Source organism: Paenibacillus curdlanolyticus YK9 (assembly GCF_000179615.1).
GTDB classification, from domain to species: Bacteria; Bacillota; Bacilli; order Paenibacillales; family Paenibacillaceae; genus Paenibacillus_T; species Paenibacillus_T curdlanolyticus.
Genome location: NZ_AEDD01000001.1, coordinates 29,651 through 47,353 on the forward strand (window position 1 = coordinate 29,651; position 17,703 = coordinate 47,353).

General features: G+C 50.2%; 11 protein-coding genes. 9 read left to right on the forward strand and 2 right to left on the reverse strand.

Features of this window, described 5'->3' with window-relative positions:
* Window positions 1–80: 80 nt before the first annotated feature.
* From PAECUDRAFT_RS00150 to PAECUDRAFT_RS00185, 7 genes are all read left to right on the forward strand, one after another.
* A complete protein-coding gene (locus PAECUDRAFT_RS00150) occupies window positions 81–1,796 on the forward strand; it encodes a sensor histidine kinase (protein WP_006036048.1) in 1,716 nt (571 codons plus the stop codon).
* Window positions 1,793–3,223, forward strand: coding sequence for a response regulator transcription factor (locus PAECUDRAFT_RS00155; protein WP_006036049.1), 1,431 nt, complete (start codon window positions 1,793–1,795; stop codon window positions 3,221–3,223). Before PAECUDRAFT_RS00150 ends, PAECUDRAFT_RS00155 begins: the two co-directional genes overlap by 4 nt.
* Window positions 3,224–3,229: 6 nt before the next feature.
* Window positions 3,230–4,858 (forward strand): extracellular solute-binding protein, encoded by a 1,629-nt coding sequence (locus PAECUDRAFT_RS00160; protein ID WP_006036050.1) that lies wholly within the window; start codon window positions 3,230–3,232, stop codon window positions 4,856–4,858.
* 546 nt (window positions 4,859–5,404) lie between these two features.
* Window positions 5,405–6,961 carry an alpha-amylase gene (gene amyS / locus PAECUDRAFT_RS00170; protein WP_006036051.1) on the forward strand — a complete coding sequence of 519 codons (1,557 nt, stop codon included), beginning with the start codon at window positions 5,405–5,407 and terminating at the stop codon, window positions 6,959–6,961.
* A gap of 274 nt (window positions 6,962–7,235) precedes the next feature.
* Entirely contained in the window at window positions 7,236–12,491 is a 5,256-nt protein-coding gene (gene pulA, locus PAECUDRAFT_RS24355) for a type I pullulanase (protein WP_050794239.1), read from the forward strand.
* Window positions 12,492–12,564: 73 nt separating this feature from the next.
* Window positions 12,565–12,996 (forward strand): SRPBCC family protein, encoded by a 432-nt coding sequence (locus PAECUDRAFT_RS00180; RefSeq protein WP_040710312.1) that lies wholly within the window; start codon window positions 12,565–12,567, stop codon window positions 12,994–12,996.
* Window positions 12,997–13,137: 141 nt separating this feature from the next.
* Window positions 13,138–14,979: a UbiD family decarboxylase gene (locus PAECUDRAFT_RS00185; protein ID WP_006036054.1), complete on the forward strand. Its 1,842-nt coding sequence runs from the start codon at window positions 13,138–13,140 to the stop codon at window positions 14,977–14,979.
* A gap of 93 nt (window positions 14,980–15,072) precedes the next feature.
* Here PAECUDRAFT_RS00185 and PAECUDRAFT_RS00190 read toward each other — a convergent pair whose 3' ends face one another.
* Window positions 15,073–15,465, reverse strand: a complete 393-nt coding sequence (locus PAECUDRAFT_RS00190) for an acyl-CoA thioesterase (RefSeq protein WP_006036055.1) — start codon at window positions 15,463–15,465, stop codon at window positions 15,073–15,075.
* A 157-nt stretch (window positions 15,466–15,622) separates the two neighbouring features.
* On the opposite strand from PAECUDRAFT_RS00190, the gene PAECUDRAFT_RS00195 reads away from it, so the two are divergent.
* Both PAECUDRAFT_RS00195 and PAECUDRAFT_RS00200 read left to right on the forward strand, forming a co-directional pair.
* The gene (locus PAECUDRAFT_RS00195) at window positions 15,623–16,243 is read left to right on the forward strand and encodes a hypothetical protein (RefSeq protein ID WP_006036056.1); all 621 of its coding nucleotides are present in this window, start codon (window positions 15,623–15,625) and stop codon (window positions 16,241–16,243) included.
* A gap of 191 nt (window positions 16,244–16,434) precedes the next feature.
* Window positions 16,435–16,761 carry a hypothetical protein gene (locus PAECUDRAFT_RS00200; RefSeq protein ID WP_006036057.1) on the forward strand — a complete coding sequence of 109 codons (327 nt, stop codon included), beginning with the start codon at window positions 16,435–16,437 and terminating at the stop codon, window positions 16,759–16,761.
* Window positions 16,762–16,798: 37 nt separating this feature from the next.
* On the opposite strand, the gene PAECUDRAFT_RS00205 is transcribed toward PAECUDRAFT_RS00200, so the two are convergent.
* Window positions 16,799–17,416 carry a YdeI/OmpD-associated family protein gene (locus tag PAECUDRAFT_RS00205; protein ID WP_006036058.1) on the reverse strand — a complete coding sequence of 206 codons (618 nt, stop codon included), beginning with the start codon at window positions 17,414–17,416 and terminating at the stop codon, window positions 16,799–16,801.
* Window positions 17,417–17,703 lie beyond the last annotated feature (287 nt).

Consider the following 17,703-nt stretch of genomic DNA (forward strand, 5'->3'; position numbering starts at 1 on the left):
CGCTTCTCCTTTATTGACAGCGGTTTCAAATTCCTATACATTCGGAATAGCTTGCACAACGCTCAGAGGATGTAGATGAAATGACATTAAAATCCAGAATTTTTGTGATTTTTATATTAAGCTCCGTCGTCACGCTGTTAGGTATAAGCGTGATTTCTTATTATACGATTTATTCTATCCTGAACAACAAAATCCAGAAAGGGAATCAAAGCAATTTAAAGCAGGTGGAAGTGGCCTTAACGAATACGATCGATAATTTGAATCATATTTCGCAGCAGTTGGCTTACAGCGGTATCCTCGGAAAAGAATTGTTTGCTTCCCTACAGAAGCAGGAACCGTTTGAACGGCAGGAGATCGTTAATGGGCTAAAAAAAGAGCTGAACCTCATCTCGTTTTCCAACCCTGACATTGGATTGATTATGTATTATTTCGATAATGACGACACGTACCAATTCGAAAATTATCCCGTCAAAGATCACTTTAATCCTCATGCTTTGCCGCTGCTCGGACAATATTACGACATCAGCTACTTCGGCCCCCATATGAGCTATAACCGTTTATCTGACCAGCTTGCGCTGTCGGTTCTCCGTAAAGTTGACATGCCTATGCGGGATGATGTGTATATCTACATTGAATCCAATCTCGACCTCGCGTTATCGGGAGACGTGCTGAACAGCGAGAAAGCTGACCATTCCAATGCTCGCCTGATTCTGGACAACAACGGCAGAGTCGCTTACAGCGAGGCGCCGGATTTATTTGCTGTGGATTCGGATGCATCAGCGTTAATGTCGGAGAAGTCCTTCGGCAGCTATCGAGGCTACCACTGGTTCAAGCAGACGAGCGCCCAAGGCTGGAGCGTTGCCTCCGTTATTCCCGATCGGGAGTACAATCGCGAGAAGAACAGATGGCTGATTCAAGTGCTGCTCGTCTCGCTGCTGTTCTTAGGGCTAACGCTTCTCCTGGCATGGCTGCTGTGGAAAATGGTCTACCGGCCGCTGAATCGGTTTCATACGGAAATTAAGCATCTGTCTCAGAACGAAATCAAACCGCAGGAGCTCGAACCGATTCGAATACCTGAGTTTCAGGTTTTGTTGACGACCTTCCGGCAGATGAAGGAGCAGATATGGGAACTGTTCGAAGAGGTGGAGAAGAAGGAGAAGCTGCGCACCGATCTGGAGGTAGAGAAGCTGCTGCATCAGATCAATCCCCACTTCCTGATGAATACGCTGGACACGATCCATTGGCTGGCTGTGATGAACGATCAGGAGGAAATCGACAAGCTCGTCCTGTCTTTGAATAAATTGCTTTACTACAATTTGGGAAAACTAGGGGAAAACTCAACGATTTACGAGGAGATCGATGCGCTTAAGCAGTATCTTCAGCTGCAGCAGGTCCGTTATGATTTTCAGTTTGATGTCCGTCTCGATGTAGACGAAGCGGTTATGAACAGGAATGTGCCGAGATTCATCCTGCAGCCGATTGTCGAGAATGCGCTGTATCATGGGCTGAGAGACGACGGGCATATCGTGGTTGAAGTCAAAAACAAGCATGACAACACGATCGAAATTATGATTCATGATAATGGAGTAGGCATGTCGGAGGAAATGATACATCGGTTGCTTCACGGGCAGCCAAGCGAGCAGCAAAAGGTCGGGATGGGAATTGGCATGAATTACGTCAAGCGTTTAATTGAAGCGCGTTACGGCGATCGAGGCAAGCTGGATATTAAGAGCGAGATGGGACAAGGAACAAGCATCATGCTGACTTTGCCGGTGGAGAAGGGAGCGGCATTATGATCAAAGTGCTTATCGTCGATGATGATAAATTGGTGCGAAAAGGGTTAATTTCCGCGATGCCTTGGCAGGATTTCAACATGCAAGTAGTCGGTGAAGCAAGCAATGGAGAGAAGGCGCTTGCGTTTCTGGAAGACAATGAGGTCGATCTGCTCTTAACCGACATCGCAATGCCTGTTATGACGGGAATGGAGCTGATGAAAATTGTCCGCACGCGGTATCCGCTGATGCATGTGGTCGTTCTCACGTTTCATAAGGACTTCGAGCATATCCAGGAAGCGCTTCGATTGGGCGCGATCGATTACATTGCGAAGGTTCAGCTGGAGAAAGAGCAGTTCGAGGTCGTGCTCGGCAGAATCGCAAGCCGTATTCAGGAGCAGACGAGGGGCGTTGTTGCACCTCCGGCCTCCTTGCAGGAGCAATCGCCAATCGCGTGTACGGAAGGTTATTTGCTGTTGTCGTTAAACCGTACCGAAAAGCGCAATTGGGCGAATGCGCTGCCGTTTCCAGCGGTAGAGCAGATGAAGGAGCTGGACAGCAATTGTTGGCTTTGGCTTTCGCCTGCGTGCGGCGAAGAGCAGCTTGTTCAGCAGATGACGCAGCTATTGTCTGCCTTACCGGATAGCATGCTTGTCGTATTAACCGATATTAAGGGCATGACGGATAAGGAAATCCAGCGCTGGGTACGCGATTATGGGTTAGAAATGGTGTGTTTCTACGACTATCATCCTGACCGCCCAATCGTCACGGCATCTATTCGCCGTAACGATGCAACAACGTCCTCCGTGGATGCGGATGAGCGGCTTGAGAAGCTGAAAGAGGATTGGCTGTCGCCAAACTGGCTGTATCATGATTCGAATTTTCAACAAAGCCTGGAGTTGCTCAAGCAGCTGCGGTTGGCAAAGGCGAATTTGTTAGGGTTTCTGTTTGCGCTTGTCCATGAGTGGAACCGTTTGTTCTCGCCTAACGGACTGGAGAAATTGCAGCTGAGGCAGTCGTTTCATTCCTGGCTGCAGGTCGAGCAGTGGTTTCGTGAAGTGCGCAAGCAGATCGTGCAGTCTACGGTGAGATCGCATTTTTCACAAGAAATCGTAGATTGCATCATGCGGGGAACGCAAATCATGCAAGCGGATATGAAGCAGCAGCTCACTGCAGCTGAAGTTGCACAGCGGCTCAATATGAGCCGAAGCTATTTTAATCAATGCTTTAAAGAAATTATCGGTCATCCGTTCAACGAGTATTTGCGCAAACTCCGGATGGACAAGGCAAAGGAGCATCTCTTGTTCACGAATCGCACGATATTGTGGATTGCAGAAGAAACGGGCTACATGGATGAGAAGTATTTTAGCCGGATATTCCGAGATCAGGTTGGGATGCTGCCTAGCGAATTCCGGCAATATCATCGCCATCAACCGAAGGAAGGCAGATGAGCGCCTATGCTTAAACGATTCCAATATGTTCTGCTGCTATCCGTTATCGGGTATGTGTGCGCGGGCTGCTCGAGCGCCGAAGACACACCGCCTTCCAGCGAGCGATCGGATGCGTTCGAACCGTATCCAACGCCCGTTGCTCTGCGTGTCGGCATCGGCATCGATCCGAATTTTCGTTCCGATCAAGGAGAAACTCCGATCAACAATGTGTGGACGAGAGCACTGAAAGAGTCATTAAATATCGAAACACAAGCGGCCTGGCAGGTCGTAAATCCGAATTTGGATCAAAAGGTGAACCTGGCGATTGCCACGAATGAATTGCCGGACGCGCTCGTCGTGAATCGCGGCCAGTTTAACCAGATGATCGAGGCCGATGAAATTGCCGATTTGACGGATGCTTATCATAAATTCGCTTCGCCAGTTATGAAAAAAATTATCGACAGCACGAACGGATTGTCCGAAAACAATGTCATCATCGATGGCAAAATCATGGCTATCCCATCTATCGATGCGGAAGATATGAGCATGCTGTGGATTCGGAAAGATTGGCTGGATGAGCTGGGCTTAAAGCCGCCTCAGACGATGGAGGAGCTGGAGCGGGTAGCCGAGGCTTTCGTCACGAAGGATCCTGATCGCAATGGGGAAGCCGATACGATCGGCATCACAGCCGGGCAAACCATTTTTGATGATATTCGGGTCGGCCCTTCTGCTTTTACGTTTGATCCGATCTTCTCAGCCCATCATGCTTACCCCGGCTTCTGGCTGCAAGGCTCGGACGGGAAGCCGGTATATGGCTCGATATTGCCGGAAACCAAGGCGGCGTTATCCAAGCTGCGCGATTTGTACGCCAGAGGCTTGATCGACAAGGACATGGGGGCCTATGAGAGCGATGCAGAGCCGGTTATTCAAGGCAAAGCGGGCATTTTCTTCGCGCCCTTCTTTGTGGGCTACTGGCCGCTGCCGGATGCGCTAAGAAATAATCCGCGAGCCAACTGGCAAGCCTATGCGCTGCCGCTGGATGCAGGAGAGAAATTTAACGCGAAAGTGTTTCATTATTCCAAATCGTTTCTAGTCGTCCGTAAAGGCTACGAGCATCCGGAAGCTGCGATCAAAGTGCTAAGCCTCGCCTTACGAGACGAGAACAAGTACGGGATTGATTTTCAGCCGCTTAGGCAGGTGCTCGCTCCGCGCGACGAGATTTCCTATTCGGTGAAGGCGCTTCGAGAAGTGCTCGATGGGACGAAAACGCCAGAGGATTACGCGGACGGCATCGAATACAAGCTTTTGTATCATGATCTACAGGCGATTCGAACAACGAAGTTAGCGCCTTTCGCGAATACGGATATCCAGTATTGGAATACGCAAGATCCGAATTTCAGCCGCGCGTATGCTTTGCTTGTAGGAGGACGAAACCTCCTCGATCCGCATGTGCATCGCATGGCCAGCATGTCGAATGACATCTCGCCATCCATGGAAAATTTGTGGGTCAACTTATCGGAGATGGAGAGGTATGTGTTTAAAAAAATTATTATGGGAGCCGCGCCGCTGAGCGCCTTTGATGATTTCGTAAGCGATTGGAAAGCGCAGGGCGGAGATCTTCTCACAGCGGATAAGGCTAACCATAGTCGCCAATAATCGCAAGCAGGAGCTGTCCCATTTGGGACGGCTTTTTTTTGCTTTGAATATGGAGATGGTGTGCGCGTATCAGATCAGATCGCTACGCCCGTTGCAGTTTGTACAACAGGAACGGCAAGAATGGCCAGCCCGTGGATTCCCATTGCAGTTTATGCAACGAGTTACGCTCCAGAAGAACCATAATGTACCCAAAACCTAGCGCGGCTGGAGGTGCCATTGCACGATATGCAATGACACCTCTCCAATTCCGCATTCGCGTGGATTTCATTGTACGAACTGCAATGAGCATGCTGCTGCACGCGATAGCGCTAAGTTATGGCATGAAAAGTGTCGACTTTGTCGGCGCTTTTTTCGTTTGTGGACCTATGGGCAACGCCAATCCGGTAAATAGGTAGACAAATGAGCGCTCAGGTCGCGGCAGGCGCTAATCTGGCATCACTTATCGGCGGTAAATGGCGACATCTTTCTATCGTAGGCGTTCGGAATTTCGCCGTATACTGGGCAAGTATTGCGATTGGTCAAAACGAATCATAAGGAGGAAACAGGATGTTTTCGATTGACTTCATGAAAAGCAGGAAACGTTTGATTTCGTACATGGTTGTATTTGCGTTTTTGGCGGGGTTGGTTTTCCAACCGCTTGGGGCGACCAAAGCCAGTGCAGCCGACAATGGGACCATCATGCAATATTTTGAGTGGTATCTCCCCAATGATGGCGCGCACTGGAACCGTCTCAACAACGATGCGCAAAATTTAAAAAACGTTGGCATTACCGCAGTATGGATACCTCCGGCTTATAAGGGCGGAAGCAGCGCGGATGTCGGTTATGGCGTGTATGATACGTATGATTTGGGCGAGTTTAATCAAAAAGGGACTGTGCGTACGAAGTATGGGACAAAAAGCGAGCTGATTTCCGCCGTCAATAATTTGCATGCCAAAGGGATTGCCGTGTACGGCGATGTGGTGTTGAATCACCGCATGAATGCTGATGCGACGGAGCTGGTGGATGCCGTTGAGGTTGATCCGAACAATCGGAACGTGGAGACGACGAGCACTTATCAGATCCAGGCTTGGACCCAATATGATTTTCCCGGCCGGGGCAATACGTACTCCTCCTTCAAATGGCGCTGGTATCACTTCGATGGGGTAGATTGGGATCAGTCCCGCGGGTTAAACCGGATTTATAAATTGAGAGGAGACGGCAAGGATTGGGACTGGGAAGTCGATTCGGAATACGGCAATTACGATTATCTCATGGGAGCCGATCTGGACTTTAACCATCCCGATGTCGTGAATGAAACCAAAACATGGGGAAAATGGTTCGTAAACACGGTCAATCTGGACGGTGTACGGCTCGATGCCGTCAAACATATCAAATTCGATTTCATGCGGGACTGGGTCAACAACGTTCGTTCAACTACCGGCAAGAACCTATTTGCAGTAGGCGAATACTGGCATTACGATGTGAACAAGCTGAATAGCTACATCACGAAAACAAACGGAACGATGTCCTTGTTTGACGTGCCTTTGCATTTTCGATTCTATGATGCTTCCAATGGCGGCGGCGGCTACGATATGAGGAACTTATTAAATAATACGCTAATGAGCAGCAATCCTATGAAAGCGGTTACATTTGTGGAAAACCACGATACGCAGCCGACGCAGGCGCTGCAATCTACGGTTCAGAGCTGGTTCAAGCCGCTCGCCTACGCGACGATTCTAACGCGCGAGCAAGGTTATCCTTGCGTGTTTTACGGTGATTATTACGGAACCAGTGACGGCAAGATCAGCTCCTATAAGCCGATTATGGATAAACTGCTGAATGCGAGAAAAGTGTATGCGTACGGGACGCAGCGTGACTACTTTGACCATCCCGATATTGTCGGCTGGACCCGCGAGGGCGACGCTGCTCATGCGGGATCGGGTCTTGCGACCCTGATTACGGACGGACCTGGGGGTTCAAAATGGATGTACGTGGGCACGTCGAAGGCCGGTCAAGTATGGACGGACAAAACCGGCAATCGCAGCGGAACGGTTACGATCGATGCCAACGGCTGGGGGAACTTCTGGGTTAACGGCGGTTCCGTGTCTGTGTGGGCCAAGTAATTGATCGTATGCTGGAGCTGACAGGAACAAGCTTGCTTCGAATTAAGCGGAGCAGGCTTTTTTTACGGCAGTAAGATGAATGTACGTTAATGAGGTAGACAAATGATCAATCCATGACAATCTGGGATCATATGCCCGCCTGAACTCGCATCATATCTCTATCATGGATGGCGGGCAGCGTGTCTTATACTAATCGCAGAGAGAAAAAAAGAGTTTGGCATAGGAGTTCTATATGGAAGCGGTCTCATCAAAAATCGTAAGACGGAGGAAGGTCATGAATCAATCATCAGGTAGAAAGCGCAGAAGCTGGCTGGCAATCGTGGTAGCGTTCTCCATGCTTGTTCAGCTGGCGGTAGTCATGCAGCCGCGGACAGCCCTAGCTGCTAGCGGCGGCGCATCAGCAGGTGTCCCTTCATTAGCTGACATCGTTCAAGTCAAGTTGGACGGAGGGGCTGCACAGCTCATGAAGCTGTATGCCAATGGCATGTATGAAGCCGCTTTCACGAGTGTGGCAGCTGGCAATCATACGTATTCGGTCTATGTTAACGGCAATGCGGTTGAGGAGAATACAGCGATTGCTCTTCCATTAGCCCAAAATGTGTATGTACGGTACAGTCCAATTCAAAGCGATAAGGTAATAGATTCGGTTAACGAAAGCACGTCGTTTCAAGCTCCGGCAGCTTGGGTTGGCAATTTCTCCGCGGGGCTTGGCAGTTACTTGGCCGCTTCGATCAGCGATTGGGCGCCGGGCGATGCCAACGCCTTCCTAACCTATCAAGGCGGAGGAATTTATAGCCGGACATTCCCATTCAATCAACCACTGAGCACGGATGTGGCGCTCCAATATAAAGTTGCCTTTGGCGGCGATTGGAGCCATCCGAATATTGGGGATAACGGCGGCAATATTGCCGTGACGATCCCGGCAGGAACGCCAAGCTTGACGATTTGGGCTGACGCCGTAAATGGTGTTGCCTTTGACTCGGTCAGAGGAGCGCGTTTTAGCGCTAATCAAGGTGCAGGAAATCCGCGTTACGAGGCGGATGCAGGAACGGTTCAAGCAACGCTTGGTTTATCGGAGAATGGCGCGCCGTTCATCTACAACAATTTTACGCAGCTCAGCGAATCGCTTTACGCGTATACCGTTCTGTTGCCGGCGGGCAATTATACCTTCGACGCCGTTTTCGATGCGGTTCATTCTTATCAAAATGGAGCGACTCAGCCGATCAGCCTTGCTGCGGACACGACAGTTACGTTCTTGTACGATGCCTCGCAAGACAAGCTCATGGACAGCGTCCATGATGAAAGCGCCGTAGCGGAGAAGCTGAATTTCCCGCTGCCGCCTGCGCCGCCGCCTGTTTCTTCTGGCATTGCGATTGATTCGAATATTGCGGATCGCGTAGAAGCTAGCGTGGATGGCGGGAGCAAGCAGCTGCTCAAGCTGTACTATAACGGTGTATATGAGGTGACGCTGGGCCATCTGGCGAAGGGGAACCATACGTACACGGTCTATTATAACGATCAGGTGTTAGAGAACGGCACGATAAGCGTTCCGAATGCGCAGGACGTATTCCTGCAATTCAGGCCGTTTCTAAGCAATAATGTGATGGATTCGATTAATGATCGCGCTTCATTCCGTTCTCCTGCCGCATGGGTAGGCGATTTCTCATCCGGGCTGAACAACTACTTGCCGACGGCATTAAACGATTGGTCGCCGGGCGATGCTAATTCGTTCCTCACGTATCAAGGCGGGGGAATATACAGCAGAACCTTTACTTTCAATCAGCCATTGGCAGCGGATGTGGCGCTAAATTACAAAGTAGCCTTTGGCGGCGATTGGAGTCATGGCAATATCGGGAATAATGGCGCCAATATTACCGTTACGATTCCAGCAGGGACGCAAAGCATGACGGTCTGGGCGGATTCGGTCAATATGACGGCCTTTGATTCCATCAGCGGCACGCCTTTTCATTCCTATCAAGGAGCGGGAAATCCGCGTTACGAGAAGCCTGCTGGAACAGTGAATGCAGCACTTGCATTAGCGTTGAACGGGGGTCCTGCCACGTCGAGCAACCTTGCACAGGTAGGGCCATCGCTGTACGCCTATACAGCTTTGCTAGCGCCAGGCGTTTATTCGTATCAAGCCATTTTTGATTCCCTGCATCCTTATCAAAATGGCGGCACGCCGACGTTCACGCTTTCACAAGATACGGTCGTGACCTTCTTGTACGATGCTTCGAACGATCAATTGGTCGACAGCGTGAATTCGCCTGAGCTGGCGACGGCGATGATCGGACTGACAGCGCCGATTGATTTGAATGCGCTTGACCAACAAGCCTACAAGGGCAACGACTTAGGAGCAGTTTATACCCCGGATCATACGCAATTTAAAGTTTGGGCGCCTACGGCATCCAAGGTTCAATTGAAGCTTTACAGCACCGGCGATGCGAATGATAACAGCGTCCTATCGACGGAAAATATGCAGAAGCAAGACAATGGCATCTGGGTTTTGAACAAAGCAGGGAATTTGAAAGGCGCGTTCTACACCTATTTCGTTACAGTAGGGCTAAAAACGAATGAAACCGTAGATCTGTACGCCAAAGCAGTCGGCATCAACGGCAACAGGGCGATGGTTGTTGATCTTAACGACACGAACCCCGATGGCTGGAATAGCGATCAACACGTTGCGCAGAAGAAGATTACAGACGCCGTGATTTGGGAAACGCATGTCAGAGACTTTTCCAGTGATCGCAACTCTGGCATTAGCGACGCAAACCGGGGAAAATATCTTGCCTTCACCGAAACAGGAACGACGTTAAAAGGGGAAGGGAAGGTCGCCACAGGCGTAGACCACCTGAAACAGCTAGGCGTGAACTATATACAGCTGCTTCCTGTGTTCGATTATGATAATTTTAACGGTGGCGAAGCTTCGGATGTGTACAACTGGGGCTACAATCCGAAAAATTATAACGTGCCGGAAGGCTCTTATTCTTCGGACCCTGCTAATGGAATTACGCGAATCAAAGAGTTTAAGCAAATGGTGCAAGGGCTGCATAAGGCCGATATTGGCGTCATTATGGATGTCGTATATAACCATACGGGCCTCTCGAGCGGCTCGTGGTTCAACCTGACCGTACCGGATTACTACTATCGTCATAACGAGGATGGCAGCTTCTCCAACGGATCGGGTACGGATAACGAAACCGCAAGCGAGAGAGCGATGTTTCGAAAATTCATGGTCGAATCGGTTTTATATTGGGCGCAGCAGTATCATGTGGATGGCTTCCGCTTCGACTTGATGGCGCTGCATGATGTCGATACGATGAATGCGATTCGTAAGGCGCTGAATGAAGCGGGGCTATCGAATGTCCTCATGTACGGAGAGCCGTGGAAGGGCGGGCCGTCGGCAATGGCTGCAAACGTGCTGCCTGCGAATAAAGCGAATGCCAAACATTTGGATAACGGAATAGCCGTGTTTAATGATGATTTACGGGATGTCATCAAAGGGTATGTGTTCGACCCGGCAGGCAAAGGCTTTGCGCAAGGCGGCAATGTCAGCAGCCCAATAGGCACGGAGTTGGTATCGAGGGAGTATGCCGATTCGGATCTCATAGCGGGCATCCAGTCGAATTCGAATCCGGCGACCGCGAGCAATAGCTCATGGACGAAGGAAGCGTGGCTCCAAAATCCGTCGCAATCGATTAACTATATTTCGGTGCACGACGATCTCAGTCTATGGGATAAGCTCGTAGGCTCTGTAAACGGCATTCCGTCAGACCATCAGCAATATGCCGACCGAGACGATAACCTGGTAGCGATTAATAAAATCGCTGCAGCGGCGAATCTGACTTCTCAGGGCGTCGCGTTCTTCCAAGCGGGTGAAGAGTTTGCGCGCACGAAGCTGGGTGACCATAACAGCTATCAATCGCCGATCGCAATCAACCAGATTGATTGGTCCAGACTCGAGACGTTTGCTGATTTGAATCGCTACTATGAAGGTTTGATTCAGATCCGGAAGCAATATGACCTGTTCCGGGATGCAACGGGCGCTTCGGTGCAAAATATGGTGTTCTCGGAGGATGGCAAAGAAAACGTAGTCGCTTACACGGTACAAGATGCAACGAACACGATCGCAGTGCTCTTGAACGCCACAACCGAGGAGCAGACCGTCACCTTGAAGACAAAAAATGGCCGATTGCCAGCTGACTGGACAATCTTGGCCAATAAGGATAACGCAGGCCTTGCAAGCCTTGGGCTTGTATCCGGCGGAGACATTACGATTCCGGCTCAGAGTGCGATGGTGCTCGCTGGGAAGCAGCAAAGCGGCGGTGGCACGATAGAAGGAGGCTCGGCGGGCGGCGGTTTAATTAATCCGAATGCTTCCCAAGTCGCAAATGGCAAAATCATCGTTGCCTCCAAGCTCGACGGCCAGTCCAATCAAGCGACAGCAATCGTGAGCAGCGAGGATATCAAGCAAGCAGCAAGCGATGTGTCTTCCGGCGCATATGGCACCAAACGGATTCCGATTGAGGTGCTGAAGGCAGAGGGCGCAACGGCTTATGCGGTGGAGCTGCCCGTCTCGACCTTGACGGAAGCTTCGGCAGCAAGCGAGTACGCGATTGCGACTGCGCTCGGCACGGTCGTCGTACCTTCCAATCTGCTGATTTCCGCAAACCTTGCAAATGCCGATCATGTTTCGTTGTTCATTGGCATTGGCGATAAGAGCTCGAACAGCGACAAGCCTTCGATTGTTGTCGATGTGAAGGTAAATGGCGCAGCACGAGGTTGGAGCAATCCAGACGCTCGCGTGACCATTGCCATTCCTTATGAGCCGACTGATGAGGAGAAAGCAGATCCCGAGCATATCGTAATATGGCAGCTGGTTCGCACAGGCAAGGCGGTGCCTGTTCCTACCGGGAAATATGATGCTGCATCAGGTAAAGTCGTGTTCACAACGCCCCAGCCGGGCCAGTATGTCGTAGCCTATGTCCATAAAACATTTGAAGATATTGAGCAGTATGCTTGGGCCAAGCAGGCCATTGAAGTGATGGCTTCCAAAGGCGTGATTAACGGAACATCTGCGACGACGTTCAGTCCTTCTGCGGCTGTGAAGAGAGCCGACTTCATCCTTCTATTGGTGAAAGCATTGGGCCTTAGCGGCAAAGCAGAGGGCAACTTTGCCGATGTCGGCGATGAAGCTTACTATGCTGAAGCGGTTGCTGTCGCGAGAAAGCTAGGCATTGCAACTGGGATTGGCAATAACCAATTCGATCCTGACGGGGAAATTTCCAGGCAGGAAATGATGACGATGGTGACGCGGGCGATGCATGCGGCGAACAAGGAGCTAGCAACCGGCACGGATGCGGAGCTGACGCCATTTGCAGATAAGGATAGCATTGCGGCTTATGCGGTTCAAAGTGCTGCAACGCTTGTTAAGAACGGCATTGTCACAGGCGATGGCCTGAAAATTAATCCGCTTGGCCATACAACGAGAGCGGAAGCGGCCGTTTTAATTTATCGGATTTACAATTAAGCTGATTTCGCAGCCAATTTGGTATATTCTATGAAAGAGAATACCAATTGGAGAGGAAGCGTGATCCGATCATATGGAACGTAATGTGAACGAGACAGCAGCCCAAGTCGTTGGCCAGACGGCCTCCGCCGGCTTCCAGATTGGCGTACGCCGGACGCTGCCACTTACAGCGGAGGAAGCGTGGGCATACTTGACCTCTTCGGAGGGGCTGTCGTTATGGCTGGGCGACGCGCCTCCGCCTGCTTTTCAGCAAGGGGAGAGCTTTGGCTCTTCGGACGGGATTTCCGGACAGCTGCGCGTCGTGAAGGAAAACCAGCAGCTGCGTCTGAAATGGAAGCTGCCAAGGTGGGAGCGGGAGTCGACGCTTCAAATCCGGTTGATCCCGGCCAAGACGGGAACGACGATCAGCTTTCATCAGGAAAACCTGGACAATGCTCATACCCGCGAGGAAATGAAGCAGCATTGGGAGGACGTAATCAGCAAGATCGCGAAGCACGCCATTTGATGGCGTGCTTTTTTATTTTGACTAAGCAAAAAATAAACGTCGTATGGAATAGGCTGAGCCGCGAGTTGAGGCTATAATGATACATAGCAGTGTTCAAAGCATCGTAATGTTTATTAAGCTTCTGGAGAATGGAGTCCTAACATGATCTACCGCAATATGGAAGAATGCGTCAATGATTTGGAGAAACACGGACATCTCGTTCGGATTCATGAAGAGGTCGATCCCCATCTGGAGATGGCGGCGATTCACTTGAAGGTGTTCGAGGCAGGCGGTCCGGCTTTACTGTTCGAAAAGGTGAAAGGGTCGAAGTTCCGCGCGGTGTCCAACCTGTTCGGAACGGTGGAGCGCAGCAAGTTTATTTTCCGGCAGACGTGGGATTCGGTTCAGGACGTAATCGCGCTCCGCAACGACCCCGTCAAAGCGATGAAAAATCCGTTCAAGCATGTTCGTACAGGACTTGCAGCCAGACATGCGCTTCCTATGAAGCAGAGCGGCAAGCCTGCGGAGATGCAGGAAATCAACATTTCGGATCTGCCGCTCATCAAGCATTGGCAGGGGGACGGTGGCGCTTTCGTCACGCTTCCGCAGGTCTATTCCGAAGATCCGGACAAGCCGGGCATCATGAATTCCAACCTCGGGATGTACCGCGTCCAGCTCAGCGGCAACGACTATGAGATGGACAAGGAAGTCGGCATCCATTATCAGATCCATCGCGGCATTGGCATCCATCAGGATCGAGCGAACCGTCAGGGTATGCCGCTAAAAGTGAGCATTTTTGCAGGCGGGCCTCCGGCGCATACGTTATCGGCCGTGATGCCGCTGCCGGAAGGGATGAGCGAGCTGACGTTCGCGGGCTTGCTATCCGGGCGCCGGTTCCGTTACAGCTATGTCGACGGCTTCTGCATTAGCAACGATGCGGATTTCGTCATCACGGGCGAAATCCATCAGGGCGAGACGAAGCCGGAAGGGCCGTTCGGCGATCACTTGGGCTATTATAGTCTGACGCATCCGTTCCCGGTCATGCGCGTGCATAAGGTGTACGCGAGGCCGAACGCGATTTTCCCGTTCACCGTCGTCGGACGTCCGCCGCAGGAGGACACGGCATTCGGCGCGCTCATCCATGAGCTGACTGGGGATGCGATCAAGCAGGAAATTCCGGGCGTCAAAGAGGTGCATGCGGTCGACGCCGCAGGCGTTCATCCGCTATTGTTTGCCATTGGCAGCGAGCGTTATACCCCATACGAGCAAGTGAAGCAGCCGGCGGAAATTCTCACGATCGCCAACCGCATTCTCGGAACGGGCCAGCTCAGCTTGGCCAAGTACCTGTTTATGACGGCTGAGGAAAGTCAGCCATTGGATACGCATGACGTTGAAGGGTTCCTTGGCTATATTTTGGAACGGATCAATTTGAAGCGGGACATTCATTTTTACACGAATACGACCATCGACACGCTCGATTATTCCGGTACTGGCTTGAATACGGGCAGCAAGGTTATATTCGCAGCGGTTGGAGAGAAGAAGCGGGAGCTGTGCCGCGAGGTGCCCGCGCAGCTAACGGAATTGCCTGCGGGCTTCGGGCAAGCACGGCTTGTCATGCCGGGAATCGTTGCGATTCAAGGCTCAGCGTTCGCAAGTTACGAGGAAGCGCAGCAGGAGATCGACGGCTTGTGCAAGGCTATCGCAGCGAAGGGGCCGCTTGATTCGGCTCCGATGATGATCCTGTGCGATGACAGCGAATTTATGAGCGAGACGACGAACAATTTCCTGTGGGCCACCTTCACGCGCAGCAACCCATCGCATGATATTTATGGCGTGAACAGCGGTTATGCGTTCAAGCATTGGGCTTGCGATAATGTGATCATTGATGCGCGGGTTAAGCCGCATCAGGCGCCGCCGCTTATTCCTGACCCTGTAGTCGAGAAAAACATCGAGCGATTGTTTGCCGAAGGCGGAAGCTTGAGCGGGTTGGGGCTGTCGAAGTAATTCGCTGCAGCAGCGTGGGCGTCCCATTGGAAAAGAGAACCGTAACGAGACGGCTTGCTGCCTGATGTTACGGTTCTCTTTTTGGTTAGGGGATTATTCAAACCTTGCACGAAGGGCATCCGGTACAGCATGGCTTTTGCGCGTTTCGATATTCATGGTGACGCTCGTTACTAATGCATCCGCACAAAGCTCGCCATGCTCGTTCACGATCTCTTGCTTCAGCACATAGCTGCTTCGCCCGATCGATTGCGGCTCTGTCGTTACGATAAGCCGGTCGCCTTGTCTGCATTCCTTGCGATAGCTGATGTTGATGTTCACCGTAACCGTCTGGACGCCCAGCGTCTTGAATACGTCATAGTGCAGCGCATTCGCGTCGTACCATTCCTCGCGGCCCCATTCGAGGTATTCGAGATATTTGGCATTATTGACATGCCCGTTCACATCGATTTCTGTCGAACGGACAATGAGATCAAGACTTACTTTCATACGAGTTCACTCCTTCAATAAGGGCATTCGAGCACCGTCTTTACTGATTGTATCGAGCAAACGAACGAATTGTCAAAACTTTGGCAGTCGAGTTTTTGCTGTCGGACTAGACTGCGCAATCCGTCGAATGATATGATGGTCTAGGGTGAATTAGACGATGAACAACGAGACGATGAATGAACTAAATGGCATGAATGATGCCGAGGCCCAACAAAAATGGGATGAGCTTGTGAAGGGCGTCCTTCACAATGGCCAAGTTGCATTGCAATCAAACTTCGGCAAAGTCGAAGGTCAAGTACTCCACCACGATAACTACGGTCCGATCTTTATCTACCAAGTACAGGACAGCTCTGACAATGGATATGTATGCGGTTTCTTCCTTCGTGAGCTGCTTACACGCTTCCAGTCCAATGAGGACCCGTCCGATTGGATGGCATCGTTCTACTTCGAGCTGATGAAAACCGAAGGCGGCAGACCGCTTCCGGAACCGCCGTCGACGGAAGAAGAAGCGAAAGCGCTCATCGACAAGGCGCTTGTTCCGCATTGCATCTCTGTCGTTAAGGAAGAGTTTGCTCCTGAAGAAGTGCATGCCGGCCTGGCCATGAATGAAGAGTACGGCCCAGTCTTCGAAACGGGATTCCCATCGATCGTGGACGGCAACAACGTATGCGCGTTCCCGCTGCATCTGTTGTTCACGCAATTGCTGCTGAACCGCGACCCGGCTGACGTGCTGCTGCAAGGCTTGTACAAGATCCGGGAAGAGCATGGTCTGGAGTAAGCAGGAAATGGATTGTAATTCGTGATGACAAGGCTGCCCGAAGGGCGGCCTTGTTTTTTTTGTGTTTTCTTTGTAAGGTTAGCCGCTGGCATTTGGTAAGATAAGGGAGAGTTACATGGCGGACAATATTCGCTGCCTGAGAGCAGCAGGCAATTGAGTGCATTGGGAATCTGTTAAGGGGAGAGTTGGACGTGATGAGAAAGATATATCCGTTTGATTTCAAATCAGGTGACGTCATTCTAAACGATTTTGACTTCGATCCTTCCATTCCTTATACCGAACAAAAGTGGTCGTTCAAGGAGGATATATTTCAAGTACGTTACCACCAAGAGAAGTATATCATTGACCTGGGATGGTACCCTGAGTTCAATTTTGATGAAGGAAGATTTAAACTTATGGTTGTCGAGGTGCACGGTACTGAATGGCATCCTTTGAAAATAAGAGAAACAACCTCAATCGAAGAGATTATTGCGTATGTTAATGAAGCTATTGAATTTGTAGAATCGATAGTGAAATAGTGAAATGATCAATGAAAAAGCCACTCCAAGGAGCGGCTTAAATCTCTTCTTTTTCTTTTTCTCTATCATTTAATCCTTTGCCATCGAGAATCTGCTGCATACACTTCTCAACTCGCGACGCTCGCGTCTTGGATTGTTTCGGTTGAGAGAAATGAAGAAGGTATGCGCGTTGCCGTCCGGGCGTCAATGCTTCGAAAGCCGTTTTCAGATCGGGAACCTCATCGAACTTGTGCTGCAGCTCTTCAGGTGTGCTGTATTCGGAATGCGGTTTAAAACTCACTTCCAAGCCGGCAATCTCAACTTCAACGGCTTCATGGATATAGGCTTTCAGGATGGATTCCATCTCAACGATCTCCTGAACATTCGTGAACCGAATTTGGCGCGCCGCTTGAACGTTCTCCGTTTGTTGGATTAGGACGCCATGGGGGTCTTTTAATAAAGAGCCTTTGTGAAACAGAAGCGCGCAGTACTCCTTAAATCCATGGATCAGCACGATGTTCTTGTCCTGAAACGTGTAACAAGGATGCATCCACTTATATTCCTCGGTTAAATTGCAGTCAAGAACGATTGCTCTTAACTTCTCGTATTCGGCTTTCCACTTGGATGATTTACTGAAAAATTGATCGATCTTAGGATTCAGTTCGTTTGTTTTCAAGGTTCATCCTTCTTTTCTATAAGAATATTGTTTATATTGACGTTTTTATATTTGCTTCATTAGGTTCAATTGTACGGATTTTTTAGCGATTGTATACAGTTGGGCGTAGACTTTAGCGAGAATTTTAATAAAATGGCTCCTGTGAAATAAGATACATAAAAAATATATAAAAAATTAAATTCAACTCTTGCTGTAAAATAGAAAATGATGATACAGTAAATGGGAAATGAGTGTGTTCTTAGTTCTAATAAAGTAAAGAATATGCGAATTTGAATCAGAGAGGGGTT

What these genes read in the sequence shown, in the direction of transcription:
- PAECUDRAFT_RS00160 (WP_006036050.1), top strand. Translation starts at nt 3,230, where the DNA reads ATGCTTAAACGATTCCAATATGTTCTGCTGCTATCCGTTATCGGGTAT.
- pulA (WP_050794239.1), top strand. Translation starts at nt 7,236, where the DNA reads ATGAATCAATCATCAGGTAGAAAGCGCAGAAGCTGGCTGGCAATCGTG.
- PAECUDRAFT_RS00155 (WP_006036049.1), top strand. Translation starts at nt 1,793, where the DNA reads ATGATCAAAGTGCTTATCGTCGATGATGATAAATTGGTGCGAAAAGGG.
- PAECUDRAFT_RS00195 (WP_006036056.1), top strand. Translation starts at nt 15,623, where the DNA reads ATGAACAACGAGACGATGAATGAACTAAATGGCATGAATGATGCCGAG.
- PAECUDRAFT_RS00180 (WP_040710312.1), top strand. Translation starts at nt 12,565, where the DNA reads ATGGAACGTAATGTGAACGAGACAGCAGCCCAAGTCGTTGGCCAGACG.
- PAECUDRAFT_RS00150 (WP_006036048.1), top strand. Translation starts at nt 81, where the DNA reads ATGACATTAAAATCCAGAATTTTTGTGATTTTTATATTAAGCTCCGTC.
- amyS (WP_006036051.1), top strand. Translation starts at nt 5,405, where the DNA reads ATGTTTTCGATTGACTTCATGAAAAGCAGGAAACGTTTGATTTCGTAC.
- PAECUDRAFT_RS00185 (WP_006036054.1), top strand. Translation starts at nt 13,138, where the DNA reads ATGATCTACCGCAATATGGAAGAATGCGTCAATGATTTGGAGAAACAC.
- PAECUDRAFT_RS00190 (WP_006036055.1), bottom strand. Translation starts at nt 15,465, where the DNA reads ATGAAAGTAAGTCTTGATCTCATTGTCCGTTCGACAGAAATCGATGTG.